Consider the following 15,012-nt stretch of genomic DNA (forward strand, 5'->3'; position numbering starts at 1 on the left):
CCAAGAGAAGAAGGTTCACTATGAGTGACACCAAGGAGAAGGGCTCCGCGCTTTCCGTGGAGGAACAGGGCATCGACACCATTGCCGAGTCCGACCGCCACGGCAGCCCGAAGGATCTGTTCTGGCCCTGGTTCGCCGCCAATATTTCCGTGCTCGCCATGTCGTACGGCGCATGGGCGCTTGGCTTCGGCATCTCGTTCTGGCAGGCGACGCTTGCATCCATTCTGGGTATCGTCGTCTCGTTTCTGCTGGTGGGCATCGTATCCATTGCAGGCAAGCGCGCCAATGCTCCGACGATGGTCATTACCCGTGCCACCTTTGGCGTGGAAGGCGCCAAGGTGCCGTCTGTGCTGAGCTGGATCGCCACGCTCGGCTGGGAAATCTCCCTGACCACCACCGCCGTGCTGGCGCTTGCATCCACCTTCCAACGTCTCGGCTGGGGTTCCGGTGCCGCGCCGAAGATCATCTCCACGATTATCGTGGTTGGCCTGGTGGTTGTGGCCGGTATCTTCGGCTATGACCTCATCATGAAGGCACAGCAGGCCATCACCATCATCAGTGGTGTGGTGACCATCGGCTTCCTGATTCTCGGTTGGTCGCACATTGATTTCGCCGCCGTGGGCGCTTCGCAGGCCGGCTCGGCTCCGTCCGTGCTCGGTGCATTCCTGTTCGTCATGACCGGCTTCGGCTTGGGCTGGGTGAACGTGGCTGCCGATTACTCCCGCTACCTGCCACGTAAGTCCTCCAACTCCGGCATTGTGTTCTGGTCCACGTTCGGCGCATCCCTGGCTCCGGTGTTGCTGGTGATCTATGGCGGTCTGCTCGCCGTCTCCAATCAGAAGCTCTCCGACGCCGTAGGCAACGATCCGATCGGCGCCATGGCTTCCATCCTGCCGACCTGGTACCTCGTGCCGTTCACGCTCGTGGCGGTGCTCGGCCTCATGTCCGGCGCCATCATGGACAACTACTCCAACGGCTTGGCCCTGCTGAGCTTCGGCATCAAACTGCCGCGCGTGGCCGCCGCAGGCCTTACCGCAGCACTGACCGTGCTCGGTGTGGTCTACGTGACCTTCTTCTCCGATACGTTCATCGGCCCGTTCCAGGGCTTCCTGATTACGCTTGGTGTGCCAATGGCCGTATGGACCGGTCTGTTCATCGCCGATGTGCTATTGCGCAAACAGGACTACAACACCGAGGATCTGTACAAGGCCGATGGCCGTTACGGTGCATGGAATACGAAGTCCCTGGTGATTCTCGTGGTAGGCACGCTGCTTGGCTGGGGCCTCGTGGTCAACACGTCCGCCAGCTGGCTTGAATGGCAAGGGTACTTCCTCGGCCTCTTTGGCGGCAAGGATGGTGCTTGGGCATCCGCCAACCTTGGCGTGATCGTGGCTCTGGTGATTGGTTTTGTGGGTGCGCTGGTCTTCCAGTGCGGTGACATTGCCGCTCAGGAAGCTCAGGAGAAGGAGGATTGATTATGACTGTTCCATCTGATGAATGGCTGGTCGTCATCGACCGTCAGAAGGTATTCGCCGAATCCGATTGGTCCGATTGGGCGTGCCCGGACGGTTCCTTCCACACCACCGATGCGGCCTTCAAAGCTCTGGCTGAAGCTTACGGAGAGCGTGTGGTCTACACCCGCTACGTGGCACCGACTCCTGCCAAGGATGCTTGGGTGGACTACTTCAAGGATTGGCCGCAGTTCCTGGTGCCGCCGGATGATCCGATGTATGACTTGACGGAGGATACTGCGGCGCTCGCCGCTGGCCATCCAATCGTAAGCCTTGATACGTTCGGCAAGTGGGGCAGTGAACTTGCCGAGGCGATTGGCGGCGCTAAGAAGATCGCACTGTGCGGTGTGGCCACCGATTGCTGCGTCATCACCACGGCGCTTGCCGCCGCTGATGCCGGCGTCGCCGTGCGCGTTGCCGCAGACGCTTGCCAAGGCTCCAGTCCGGAGAATCACCAGCGTGCCCTCGACACGATGGCTCTGTTCGCCCCGCTCATCACCATCACTGATTCCGCGACCATCCTTGGCTGATTCCTGGCTGGTTGGTCAACGCATATCAGTGACTCAAAACCCGCATCTCCGTACCGGTGGATGCGGGTTTTCTCATCGATGCCATGCTTGTGGCGCACGAATTTCGGTGCTCATCGGCTTCCGGACGCAGTGCCGTAAGGTCAAGCCATGCCGGTACACTCATGACGGTTTGTGTGTAAGTACAGGGAAACAAAACCCAATAGATAAGTACATAAGTACGCAAGTACCGAACGATTACGCAAAGAATCAGTATTAAGAGAGGTTTCGATGGCGGTTCGTGGAGATATCCGTAATGTGGCGATTGTGGCTCACGTCGATCACGGCAAGACCACGCTGGTCAATGCCATGCTCCAGCAGTCCCATGTGTTCAACGAGCGTGAGGAAGTCCCGGATCGTGTGATGGACTCCAACGATCTCGAACGTGAGAAGGGCATCACCATCCTCGCCAAGAACACGGCCGTGGAATACACCGGCCCGTTGGCCGCCAAGTATGGTCATCCGGACGGCATCACCCTGAACATCATCGACACCCCTGGCCACGCCGACTTCGGCGGCGAGGTGGAGCGCGGCATCTCCATGGTCGACGGCGTCGTGCTGCTTGTGGACGCCTCCGAAGGCCCGCTGCCGCAGACCCGTTTCGTGCTGCGCAAGGCTCTGGAAGCCAAGCTGCCGGTCATCCTGTGCGTGAACAAGGTCGACCGCCCGGACGCCCGTATCGATGAGGTCGTCTCCGAATCCACCGATCTGCTGCTGGGCCTCGCCCAGGACGTGGTCGAGGAAGGCATCGACCTCGATCTCGATCACCTGCTCGACCTGCCGGTGGTCTACTGCGCCGCCAAGGCCGGCTACGCCTCCACCAACCAGCCGGAAAACGGCGCTCTGCCGGATAACGACAACCTCGAGCCGTTGTTCGAAGACATCATCAAGTACATTCCGGCCCCGGAATATGAGGAAGGTGCGCCGCTGCAGGCTCACGTGGCCAACATCGACTCCTCCGACTTCCTCGGCCGACTTGGCCTGGTCCGTATCTACAACGGCACCCTGGAGAAGGGCAAGACCTACGGTCTGAGCCGTGTGGATGGCTCCATCGAGAACTTCCGCGTGGCCGAGCTGCTGCGCACCCAGGGCCTCGAGCGCACCCCTGTGGCCTCCGCCGGTCCTGGCGACATCGTGGCAGTCGCCGGCGTGAACGACATCATGATTGGCGAGACCATCGTCGATCCCAACGATCCGAAGCCGCTGCCGTTGATTCACGTCGACGACCCGGCCATCTCCATGACCTTCGGTGTCAACGATTCCCCGCTGGCCGGCACCGAAGGCAAGGACCACAAGCTCACCGCCCGCATGATCAAGGATCGCCTGGACCGCGAGCTCATCGGTAACGTGTCCATCAAGGTGTTGCCGACCGACCGTCCTGACGCATGGGAGGTCCAGGGCCGTGGCGAGCTGGCACTGGCCGTGCTGGCCGAGCAGATGCGCCGCGAAGGCTACGAGCTGACCGTCGGCCGACCGCAGGTGGTCACCAAGAAGATCGACGGTGTGGTCAACGAACCTATGGAAAGCACCACCATCGACGTGCCGGAAGAGTACATGGGCACCGTCACCCAGCTCATGGCCGACCGCAAGGGACGTATGGACTCCATGTCCAACCACGGATCCGGCTGGGTGCGCCTGCAGTTCACCGTGCCGTCCCGTGGCCTGATCGGCTTCCGTACCGCACTGCTGTCCGCCACCCGCGGCACCGGCATCGCATCCTCCATCTCCGCCGGATACGCTCCGTGGGCTGGCCAGATCGTGACCCGTCAGAACGGCTCCATGGTCTCCGACCGCCAGGGCGTGGCCACCCCGTACGCCATGCAGCGTCTGCAGGCCCGCGGCAACTTCTTCGTCGAACCGCAGTCCCCGGTATACGAAGGCCAGGTCGTGGGCGTGAACAACAAGCCCGACGAGCTGGACGTGAACATCACGCTGGCCAAGCACATGACCAACATGCGTTCCTCCACCGCCGATGTGCTCGAAACCCTGACCCCGCCGATCAAGATGAGCCTCGAGGAGTCCCTGGACTTCGCCAATGAGGATGAGTGCGTGGAAGTGACCCCGGAGTCCATCCGCGTGCGCAAGATCATCCTCGGCCGTGAAGACTGGTACAAGTGGCGCGCCAAGCAGCGTCGTCAGAACAACCAGACTAAGTGACCCATGAAACCTTGGTCGCATAAGCAAAGCGCGTTGGTCAGAGCGTTGATTACGATTCTGGCCGGCGCGCTTGCCGCATTTGTGGGTACCTTCGCACATCGCATGGGTGCGGACATGAACATTCCATACGGATTGGCGCTTGCTTTCACGCTCATCATTCTTTCCACATGGTGCGCGCGTGCGCGCTTGGGCGCGATCGGCCTGGCACTGCACCTTATCGCTTCCTCGATGACCGCATGGGGGCTGGCGCTGACCACAACGTCGAGCAACGCACTGATTGTGGGCGGATTCCAAGGCGACATGCCATACTTCACGCAGCATGCCGGCTACATATGGCTGTATGGTCTGGTCCTAGTGCAGGTTGTCATGCTGATGCTGCCTGCACGGTGGTTCACCATTCCGGCAACGCGCAAAGCACACAACTCATAGGAGTGCTTTTCGCGCGGAACAGACGTTTGAAAAGCTGGAATTCAGTCCATGAGCGTGCTTTTCGCGCGAAAAGCACGCGGAACGCCGCTACGATAGAACGTTATGGCGCGCATACAACTGTATTATCTCGGCCCGGAAGGCACTTTCACCCATCAGGCGGCAATGACCGCTGCTGAACGGTTCGCCCCGTTGGGGGACTTTGACCTCGTGCCGTTGCCCGATGTCCCGGCGATTATGACCGCCGTGCAGTCACGCCAGGGATGGGGAGTGATCGCATGGGAGAACAATGTCGAAGGCTACGTCGTCCCGAACTTGGACGCCCTGATCGATGCCACCGATGTCGCCGGATTCGCCAGGGTCAGTGTGGATGTGGCGTTCCATGCGTTTACGGTGAAAGGTCACGCCATCTACGACTGCACCGGCCAACCGGTGAGCGCGCATCCGCATGGCCTTGCCCAATGCACGAAATTCATCACCGAACACCATCTCAAGCCCAAGGCGGCATCATCCAATGCCGCCGCTTGCCGTGATTTACAGCCCGGGCAGGTGGCGCTTGGCCCAAGCATTTGCGGCAAACTCTACAATCTCGACGTGCTTGGTGAACGGGTGCAGGATTTCGATGGCGCCAGAACCGACTTTCTAGTCATCGCCCCCCGTGACGTTGTCCAGGAGCTGAACGCCCGCGCGCAACAGGGCAACGCCACTGATTTCGAGACCATCATCACCTTCATTCCTCTGGCTACAGGACCAGGGGTAGTAGCTAATATTCTGGATATCCTACGCGTCGCCGGCCTGAATATGACCAGTTTCATGTCCCGGCCCATCAAAGGTCATGATGGCACCTATAGCTTCATCGATACCTTGGATGCGGCACCTTGGGAGCCTCGATTCCAAAAAGTCTTGGAAATATTGGCTATGAAAGGTATTTGGATGAAGACCCTGGCCGTCTATCCTCGCCGTGAGCGTCCGAATCCGCCTGTAGATGCATGGATGTTGCCCAAAGGCGGCATCCATATTGATGCAGAACATATGTCGGATGGCTGGCAGCATAACGAGAACGTACGAAAGGAACTGTTGTGGTAGATACGGTTGGCATTGTAGGGCTTGGCCTCATCGGTGGGTCGCTGGCCAGACGTCTAGCCCAACGCGGCATCAGGGTCGTCGCGTGGAATCATCGTCCGCATCCCTACGTTCAGGCTGAAGCAGCCGGTATCTATTGCAAGAGCACCCTTGCCGAGCTGATGAGCGCCGGGCCGGACGTGGTAGTGCTCTGCAATCCACTCAAAGCCATGCCCGACATTCTCGCTGAATTGAAGCCGTTGCTTGCCAAAACCCCAAACACCACACTTACCGATGTCGGATCGGTCAAAGGCATGGTCCGTGACCAAGTCAAAGCGGCTGGTCTGGAGGAATGCTATGTGGGTGCCCATCCAATGGCCGGCAATGAGCTTTCCGGCTGGCAGGCCGCCGATCCTCAACTCTACGATGATGCACTTTGGGCCGTGACTGTGGATGAGGATACGGAATACAGCCGCTTCTATAGTGTCGCTTCAATGATTACGCATGATGTAGGCAACAGGATCATCGTGCTTGACGATGAGACCCACGACAAAGGTGCCGCGATGATTTCGCACATGCCTCATGTGGTGTCCACCGCGTTGATCAATGAGCTTACCGCTAATCCGGACCGTAACGTCGCGGCGGCACTTTCCGCTGGCTGCTGGCGCGATATGACTCGCGTGGCGCTCACCGACCCTGGTCGCACGCGGGCCATGGTCGAAGAGGATGCGTGGAATGTGGAGGTGCTGCTGCGCCGTATGGCCGCACGTCTCATTGCCATGGCCGATCAACTTCACGACCATGATTCTTCCTCCATTCAGCGGTTCTTCGCCGAAGGCGATCCCTTCCGCCGGTACAAGGTCCAGGTTTCCTCAACGGATACCTTTACACGTCAGGAACTTGAGATTCCGGAACAGGGATGGCAGCAGACACTGCTGTTCTCCGCCAGGCGAGGCGAAGCCATCACCGGCTTCGTGAATCTTCGACAGGCGATTATCGAACTGCGCCCCGCAATCTAACGCGCGGTACGTACCATAAAGGCGTACAGTCTATTATGTGAGCCGGTTTGTTCCGTCGATGCTGACGAAACAAACCACACAGATTAGGGGGATGATTGGCATGACGTTACCAAGGCAGATTCCGGTAGGCGCTCGCGTGGTGGTCCGTATCATCGACGGCATCGATCCGGCGGACGGACGCATGAAATTCCGTGACTATGTAGGGCATGTGACCTCATGGGATGGCTACACGTTGGAAATGGTGCGAGACGCAGCCGCCAACGGTTCGCGCCCAGCTCAGAACGTGACCATCCACCAGGAGCAAATCGCCACGCTGAAGCCGGTTCCCGAACGCCCGAAGCATCAGCCTCGACCATAACGTGTTGCCTGGCGTTGATGCTCCCGTCACTCTGATGCCACGGCGTCAAGCACCGGTTGCTTCAACGCGCGGGAAGCGGGGGAGACCGAGGCCACCAATCCCACCAGGATTGCGAGGATAAGGAACACACCCAGCTGATTCCAAGGGATGCTGAGCGCTGATAGGCCATTGGATTCGTATACCGCCCGGATCACTACGCCGGCTGCTATGCCGACGATCATGCCCAGTATGGTGCCGAACACCGCGATAATGGCCGCTTCGACGCCCAGCATGCCTCGCACTTGGGCTCGCGACGTGCCGATGGCGCGAAGCAATCCGATTTCCTTGGTTCGTTCGGATACCGACAATGCCAAGGTATTCACGATGCCGAAAATCGCAATCACAATCGAGAGTGCCAGCAGCGCGTACAGCACCAGCAAGATCTGATCGACCATTGAACTCATCGTGGACTTGAACTCGTCGCGGTCCTGAACATTCACCACATAATACGGTTTCACCGCTTTGATAAGACGTGCCTTTAAGCCATTGAGATCAGTGCCGTGCTTCGCATTGATGAACAACATGATGGTGAACATCGTGTATTGGTTCGCGATCTTTTCTGCTGCATCATCGTTTATCAGCACCATCGAACGATAGATGGAATTCTCGATGATCGCACCAATTTTCATCGAGACATGCGTCGTCTTCGTCTTGGTTTTCACCAAAGTCGACGGATCGACGTTCTTTGCGCTTTCTGCGGCCTGTTGCGCTTCAGCGGATTTCGCCTGCGCTCCTGATATATCACCGGAGGCCAGCAGTCGCTGTGCCTCAGCGGTAAGCCCCTCGACCTTCGCCTTGACCTGCGCCTGATAATCAGCCTGTGCTTTGGCGGTGGCCTCCTCATCAACTACGACCTGCCGGCCATTGACCTTGACGGTATCGCCTACTTTCCAGCCATTGTCCTTTGCCACCTGCAGTCCAACCACCAACTCGCCATTGCGCAATGCTTTGTTGGCGTCACCTGAATTGGTCACAGGTGCGAATACCTTGGTGAACAAGGATGGCTGCTCGGCAAAGGTCATTGCGGCAGTCGCATCATCGCCGGAACCATAGGTGACGCCCATGAGCATGCGACTTTGGGAGACCGTACCCACACCTTGGGTCTTCTTGATCGCGGCAATCGCATCATCCGGAATCTGCCCGCTGGACACCGACATGGCGGAGAAATCAGATTTGAGACCGGAATCCACAATACCGGCCACTGAGGCCTTCGCCGAGGACGCCACCACGCCAAGACAGCTGACGATCGCCACGCCCACGAACAGCGCTGCCGCGGTATTCGCCGTGCGCCGTTTGCTACGTGACAGGTTACGCGTGGCCAGTCGGCCGGTGACGGTGAACACATGTGAGGGAATCCAGCCAAGCACCGCGCTGGTGGAGTTCACTAGCGCAGGAGCCAATACGATGACGCCGATAACCACCAATCCCGCGCCGATGCCTAACGGCCAGCCGGTGCCGAGCGTCTTAATGCCATCATTGAACCAGCTCCAGGGGGATACGGTGACGCCGCTATTGTCGGCCCACGCGATACGCCAGCACAAGAACCATGCCGCTGAACCCAGGAAGATCATCACCGTTCCCGCAATACCGCGTGGCCATACCGGCTTCTCGGGATTCACCGTTTCATTCATCGCCTGGATCGGGGGAGCGATAGCCGCACGGCGAGCCGGTAGCGCGGCGCCGATGAACGTGACTAGGACACCCACGATCAAGCCGACCAGCATATCCGAGATGCTGGGATTCACCGCCCCGGTCAGCGGCGTGCCCAACCGGTCCATCAACACCACGATGCCCCGGACCATGATCCACCCCAGTCCTATGCCGATGCCGGAGCCCACCAGACCCAACAGAATGGCTTGCGCTGCCACAGTCACGAACACTTGAATGGGGGAGGCTCCAATCGAACGCAGCAATGCATAGCCGCGCATCGACTCGCGGACAATCATCGAGAACGTGTTCGTGATGATGAATGAACCCACGAATAAGGCGATGATCGCGAAAATCAGAATAAGCGGCTGGACAAAGCCCAACGCTTTCTTGGTGCTTGCGGCATTATCGTCGCGCACACTTTGACCGGTCACCGCCACCGCATGCGCATCGGATGGCAAGGCGGCATTGATGCCATCCGCCAATGCCTGCTGCTGTGTGACGGTCAGCGGTTGGCCGCCTGCCGCCGAACCGTATACGGTCAGATATCGGGCGGTGCCCACCTGGCCGGACTGCTGCTGGAAATACTCTTTTGCGGTATCTGGATTGAGACCGATGATGATGGCTCCGGCTTGGGAGGAGACGGTGGAGAATATGCCGACCACATGCACGTCGGCAGGCCCGTCCGGGTACACGATCTTTGTGGTGTCGCCGACCTTGAGCCCCGCGCTTTCCGCTGCGAACGTGTGCAAGGTGATTTCGTCCCTGGCCTTGGCCCAACGTCCCTGTGTGAGGGTGGCCGAACGCCATGTGCCTTTCGTCAATCCCATGCCGACGGTCATGCCGCCCGTGGTGGAGACGGCGTTGTCGTCTTTGCCGACCAGCACCAGGCCGTTCACCTCATACACGGCCTCAGCCATAGCTACACCCTTGACGCCATTGATGGCGTCTACCAGGGCGATATCGATGCGATTGTAGTGTTGTGACTCCGTGGAGGCTGAGTCCGAGCTTGAACTCGAATTGGAATCGGAGGAGTCGCCGAAGTTCGAGGCCGCAGAATCCTTCTGCTCCTTATTGCCGCGCACATACACGTCGGCGTCGGAGTTCGAGGCCATCATCTGATCGACCTGATTGTTCATCATTTCGCGGAAACAGAACGAGCCCACCACGAAACTCACGCCAAGGGCTATGGCGATGATGGACATAATGAATCGCCCGAAATGAGCACGGGCGTCGCGCAATCCAATGGTGATCATGCGCTGGGCTCCTCGCCTTCGTCCGCGAAGACCTCAAGGATCTGGTCATAGGTGGGGTGCTTGAGATCCTGGGTGATATTGCCGTCTGCCAGCACCAGTACGCGGTCTGCATAGGAGGCCGCACGCGGATCGTGCGTCACCATCACGATGGATTGCCCGTATTCGTGCACGGATCGCTTGAGAAACCCCAGTACTTCGTGGCTGGAGTGCGAATCAAGGTTGCCGGTCGGCTCGTCGGCGAAAATCACGGACGGGCGGGCCATCATGGCTCTGGCACATGCCACGCGCTGCTGCTGGCCTCCGGAAAGCTGGCTTGGACGGTGTGTCAAGCGCTGTTCAAGCCCCACCACTTTGACGATCTGCTTGAACCATGCACGGTCAATCGGCTTCTTGGCGATCTGCAGGGGAAGCAGTATGTTTTCCTCAGCGGAGAGCGTAGGTACCAGATTAAAAGATTGGAAGATGAATCCGATCTGTTCGCGGCGCAGCTTGGTCAGTTGCCTCTGATTCATGGCCGAGACTTCCAGCCCTTCCACGATGACCTGACCGTTGGTTGGCTGATCAAGACCGGCCATACAATGCATCAATGTGGATTTACCCGATCCGGATGGTCCCATGATCGCCGTCATCTGGCCACGTTCGAACTCCACGTTCACATGGTTCAATGCCACGACCCGGTTGTCTGCGTCTCCATAGATTTTCGTCAGATCGATGGCCTTGGCCACCACATGACCCTGCCGGTCGTGTGGCTGTGCGCCGTTCCAGTCGGTATTCGTGCCACGTTTGATGTCTTGCTTGCTGTGCCGTGCCATAGCACCCCAATCGTCACTGCTTCAATTGCCTGTCAGGCTTCGATTCAATGGACTTAGCCTATAGTGTAACGAAAGGTTGATGTAGCGGTAAGGGGAGGCCTGATATATGCAATTCGAGCGGCATATCGACGCCTTCATTCGTTATTTGAAGGCCAACCGCGGCCTTTCCGAAAATACGCTCAAAGCGTATCGTAGCGATATCGGATCCTGCCTGTCGCTGTTCGTGCGCCGGGGCATCGATGATCTGAACGAGATCACATTGGACGATTTGCGCAGCTGGATGGCCGTGGAATCCCGGAATCATGCCAGAAGCAGTATGGCCCGCAAAACCGTGGCCGTGCGAGGGTTCTTTTCGTGGGGATACGAGCACGGGGTAGTGTGCACGAACCAAGCCGCAACATTGCTCACCCCATCCATACCGAATACGTTGCCGGCGGTACTCACCGAAATTCAGGCCGAACAGCTGATGGATCAGGCTGATGATGACTCGAACGCCGCAAATGGCGCCAATAACGCCAATAACGCGAATGACCATGCGGATGACCAGGTCGAAGATGCCGAGAATACCGTGGATGACGATTTACGACACAGTGTTCATATGGTCGGAAGAATGCATGCCGAGGCATTACGCAACACCGCGGTTCTTGAATTGCTGTATGCCACGGGTATCCGCGTGGCGGAGCTGATTGCGTTGAATATCGATGATGTGGATTTTCTGAACCGCACCATCAAGGTCACAGGCAAAGGAAATAAACAACGTGTTGTTCCATTTGGGATTCCCGCAATGAAGGCTTTGCGGACATGGCTGGAACACGGACGTCCGAAATTGCTGAACCTCAATTCCGCCGACGCCTTGTTCCTCGGCGCGCGCGGCGGTCGGCTCAATCAACGAGTGGCGCGTGAAGTGGTGCATAAAGCCGCCCGTGAGGCCGGTGTGCCGGATATCAGTCCCCATGCGTTGCGGCATTCGGCGGCGACACATATGTTGGATGGGGGAGCTGACCTGCGAGAGGTGCAGGAGCTGCTTGGCCATGCTTCCCTGAAGACCACACAGCGATACACCCATGTATCCATCGAGCAGTTGAAGAACCGGTACACGCAGGCGTTCCCCCGGGCGTGACCAGAATATGGACAGTATCGAATGACCTGTGATGACGCTGAAAGACGGCAAAGAGGAGCCCTTGATTTAACAAATACGTAACATGGAATTTGCTTCTTGTCTCCAAAGTGCGAGACAATGCAATCAATCAGCAACGGGGTTGGTTTGCCGGCAGACGCGCATAACGCGTCGCTAGTAGCCAACCCCGTTCGCGTGAAAGCAGGGCTTCGGCCCTGCGACCTTATGAATAGGAGAAATATATGAAGAAGAAAGCTCTTGCTTTCGCTGCCGTGGCTTGCTCCATGGCCATGCTGCTGAGCGCCTGCGGCGGCTCCAGCTCCAACACCGCATCCAGCACTGCCGGTGCGAACATCATCACCGCTTACAACTCCGAGCCGCAGAACCCGCTGATCCCGTCCAACACCAACGAAACTGGTGGCGGCAAGCCGGGCGACCTGCTGTTCTCCCGTCTGGTCTCCTTCGACAAGGATGGCAAGGCTTCCAACGAAGTGGCTGAGTCCATCACCCCGAACGATGACGCCACCCAGTACACCATCAAGCTGAAGTCCGGCTGGAAGTTCACCGATGGCACCCCGGTCACCGCCGAGTCCTTCACCAAGGCTTGGTCCTACGCCGCCAACGCCAAGAACGCTCAGAAGGCTTCCTCCTTCTTCTCCACCATCAAGGGCTACGACGAGCTGAAGGCCGACGGCCTCAAGGGCACCGAGCAGCTCTCCGGCCTGAAGGTTGTGGACGACACCACCTTCACCGTTGACCTGAACCAGTCCGATTCCGTGTTCCCGATCAAGGTCGGCTACCTGGCCTTCGCCCCGCTGCCGGAGTCCTTCTACAAGGATCCGAAGGCCTTCGGCGAGAAGCCGGTCGGCAACGGCCCGTACAAGCTGGACCACTGGGACCACAACAAGGAAATCGCCCTCGTCAAGAACCCTGACTACAAGGGCAACGAGCAGGTCAAGAACGACGGCGTGACCTTCAAGGTCTACACCGACGACTCCGCCGCCTACCGCGACATCCAGGCCGGCAACCTCGACGTGATGGAATCCGTCCCGGCCGCCTTCACCAAGACCTTCAAGACCGACAAGAAGGTCCAGGCCTACTCCGAGGCCGGCTCCGTCATCCAGACCTTCACCATCCCGTCCACCCTTGATCACTTCAAGAACGACGAGGAAGGCCAGCTGCGTCGTCAGGCCATCTCCATGGCTATCGATCGTCAGCAGATCATCGACAAGGTGCTCAACGGCATCGGCACCCCGGCCACCGACTTCACCTCTCCGAAGACCCCGGGTTACTCCGACTCCCTGACCGGCTCCGACAACCTGAAGTTCAACGCCAAGAAGGCCAAGGAACTGTGGGCCAAGGCCGACGCCATCTCCAAGTACGATGGCCCGCTGACCTTCTCCTACAACGCTGATGGTGGCGCCAAGCCGATTTACGACGCCGTTGTGAACCAGCTGAAGAACAACCTCGGCATCGACGCTTCCACCAACCCGATTCCGACCTTCCAGGAATTCCGCGACGCCATCACCAACCGCCAGATGACCGGTGCCTTCCGTACCGGCTGGCAGCCTGATTACCCGTCCGCTGAGAACTACCTGTGGCAGCTGTACTCCTCTGCCGCTGCTGACGGCAAGGGCTCCAACGATGGCGATTACAAGAACCCTGACTTCGACGCCCTGTGCCTGCAGGCCGCCGCCGCCAAGGACACCGACTCCGCCAACAAGCTGTACCAGCAGGCTCAGGAGATTCTCCTCAAGGATCTGCCGGCCATCCCGCTGTACTACTCCAACGCTTCCGGTGTTGCTTCCCTGAACGTCAAGTCCGGCTATGCCTTCGACTGGCAGAACCTCCCGACCTACACCGAGATGTCCAAGAAGTGAGTTGACGCTCACCTGACATCGAGCGAATAGTTCGGTTATCCAAGGGGCGAGGATCGTTATGATCCCCGCCCCTTTTGTATCTATACGGCCTCTTACGTCCAATAATCGGCCAAGTTAACGTGAGTTAACATACTGCCGTCAAGGCATGCGGTAAACTATCGACGTATTTGCCGACCGGCAGGGCAACGCATACCCTCCGCAGCCGGTCATGGAAATAAGGAGCAACCGTATGGGTAAGTATCTTCTGCGACGTATTCTGCAGATGATCCCCGTGGTTCTCGGCACGACGCTTTTGGTGTACGCGCTTGTCTTCCTGCTGCCTGGCGACCCCGTCAAGGCTATGTTTGGTGATAAGCCGATTAATGAAGCCGTCGCAGCCCAGATCCGCGCAGAGTACCATCTCGATCAGCCGTTCATCGTTCAGTACTTCATCTATTTGAAGAACGCGTTGACCCTCGACTTCGGCAACACCTTCGCCGGTCAGCCCGTTATCGACGAAATCACCCGTGCCTTCCCGGTGACCATAAAGCTCGGCCTGATGGCATTCGCGTTCGAAGCGGTCTTCGGCGTGGTCTTCGGTATCATCTCCGGCTTGAAGAAGGGTAAGTGGTATGACACGGTTATCCTGATCGTCTCCCTGCTGCTCATCTCCGTGCCGACCTTCGTCACCGGCTTCGTGCTGCAGTACCTGCTCGGCATCCAGTGGTCCATCCTGCCGGTGACCGCAGGTGCCGACCCGACCTTCCTTGATTTGCTGATGCCCGCCATGGTGCTTGGCTCGGTGTCGATGGCATACATCATTCGACTGACCCGTGCTGAAATCTCCTCCAACATCGCTGAGGATTATGTGCGTACTGCCCGTGCCAAGGGCATGTCCAACGGACAGGTGATGTTGCGCCATGTGCTGCGCAACTCCCTGATCCCGGTCGTCACCTACCTGGGCCAGGACATCGGCGCTCTGATGGGCGGTGCCATGATCACCGAGCAGATCTTCAACATCCACGGCATCGGCTTCCTCACCTACCAGTCCATTTTGAAGGGTGAAGCCAACCTCGTCGTGTCCATCGTCACGTTGCTCATGCTGATCTTCGTGGTGTGCAACCTCATTGTCGACTTGCTGTACGCGGCCCTCGACCCGCGCATCCGCTACGCGTGAGAAGGA

The 15,012-nt window shown here is 58.5% G+C and carries 12 protein-coding genes; 10 read left to right on the forward strand and 2 right to left on the reverse strand.

The window, feature by feature from the left end; all coding sequences use genetic code 11:
* Window positions 1-20 precede the first annotated feature (20 nt).
* The 7 genes from F7D08_RS06690 (at window position 21) to F7D08_RS06720 (ending at window position 7,099) form a co-directional block, all read left to right on the forward strand.
* A complete protein-coding gene (locus F7D08_RS06690) occupies window positions 21-1,475 on the forward strand; it encodes a purine-cytosine permease family protein (RefSeq protein WP_152209881.1) in 1,455 nt (484 codons plus the stop codon).
* A 2-nt stretch (window positions 1,476-1,477) separates the two neighbouring features.
* Window positions 1,478-2,041: an isochorismatase family protein gene (locus F7D08_RS06695; protein WP_152209882.1), complete on the forward strand. Its 564-nt coding sequence runs from the start codon at window positions 1,478-1,480 to the stop codon at window positions 2,039-2,041.
* 267 nt (window positions 2,042-2,308) lie between these two features.
* Window positions 2,309-4,234 (forward strand): translational GTPase TypA, encoded by a 1,926-nt coding sequence (gene typA / locus F7D08_RS06700; protein ID WP_100493839.1) that lies wholly within the window; start codon window positions 2,309-2,311, stop codon window positions 4,232-4,234.
* Between the two features lie 3 nt (window positions 4,235-4,237).
* A complete protein-coding gene (locus tag F7D08_RS06705; RefSeq protein ID WP_152209883.1) occupies window positions 4,238-4,663 on the forward strand; it encodes an alcohol dehydrogenase in 426 nt (141 codons plus the stop codon).
* Between the two features lie 102 nt (window positions 4,664-4,765).
* Window positions 4,766-5,746 carry a prephenate dehydratase gene (locus F7D08_RS06710; RefSeq protein WP_152209884.1) on the forward strand — a complete coding sequence of 327 codons (981 nt, stop codon included), beginning with the start codon at window positions 4,766-4,768 and terminating at the stop codon, window positions 5,744-5,746.
* Entirely contained in the window at window positions 5,740-6,741 is a 1,002-nt protein-coding gene (locus tag F7D08_RS06715) for a prephenate dehydrogenase (protein WP_152209885.1), read from the forward strand. Before F7D08_RS06710 ends, F7D08_RS06715 begins: the two co-directional genes overlap by 7 nt.
* A gap of 100 nt (window positions 6,742-6,841) precedes the next feature.
* Entirely contained in the window at window positions 6,842-7,099 is a 258-nt protein-coding gene (locus tag F7D08_RS06720) for a DUF6725 family protein (protein WP_152209886.1), read from the forward strand.
* 26 nt (window positions 7,100-7,125) lie between these two features.
* On the opposite strand, the gene F7D08_RS06725 is transcribed toward F7D08_RS06720, so the two are convergent.
* Window positions 7,126-10,041 carry an ABC transporter permease gene (locus tag F7D08_RS06725; RefSeq protein ID WP_152209887.1) on the reverse strand — a complete coding sequence of 972 codons (2,916 nt, stop codon included), beginning with the start codon at window positions 10,039-10,041 and terminating at the stop codon, window positions 7,126-7,128.
* On the reverse strand, window positions 10,038-10,853 hold the full coding sequence (locus tag F7D08_RS06730) for an ABC transporter ATP-binding protein (RefSeq protein WP_152209888.1): 816 nt from the start codon (window positions 10,851-10,853) through the stop codon (window positions 10,038-10,040). Before F7D08_RS06730 ends, F7D08_RS06725 begins: the two co-directional genes overlap by 4 nt.
* Window positions 10,854-10,959: 106 nt before the next feature.
* Here F7D08_RS06730 and F7D08_RS06735 point away from each other — a divergent pair, with 106 nt between their 5' ends.
* From F7D08_RS06735 to F7D08_RS06745, 3 genes are all read left to right on the forward strand, one after another.
* Window positions 10,960-11,973, forward strand: a complete 1,014-nt coding sequence (locus F7D08_RS06735) for a tyrosine recombinase XerC (protein ID WP_152209889.1) — start codon at window positions 10,960-10,962, stop codon at window positions 11,971-11,973.
* Window positions 11,974-12,212: 239 nt separating this feature from the next.
* On the forward strand, window positions 12,213-13,850 hold the full coding sequence (locus F7D08_RS06740; RefSeq protein WP_152209890.1) for a peptide ABC transporter substrate-binding protein: 1,638 nt from the start codon (window positions 12,213-12,215) through the stop codon (window positions 13,848-13,850).
* Between the two features lie 229 nt (window positions 13,851-14,079).
* A complete protein-coding gene (locus F7D08_RS06745; RefSeq protein ID WP_152209891.1) occupies window positions 14,080-15,006 on the forward strand; it encodes an ABC transporter permease in 927 nt (308 codons plus the stop codon).
* Window positions 15,007-15,012 lie beyond the last annotated feature (6 nt).

This window comes from Bifidobacterium cebidarum, from assembly GCF_009193305.1.
Taxonomy (GTDB): Bacteria; Actinomycetota; Actinomycetes; order Actinomycetales; family Bifidobacteriaceae; genus Bifidobacterium; species Bifidobacterium cebidarum.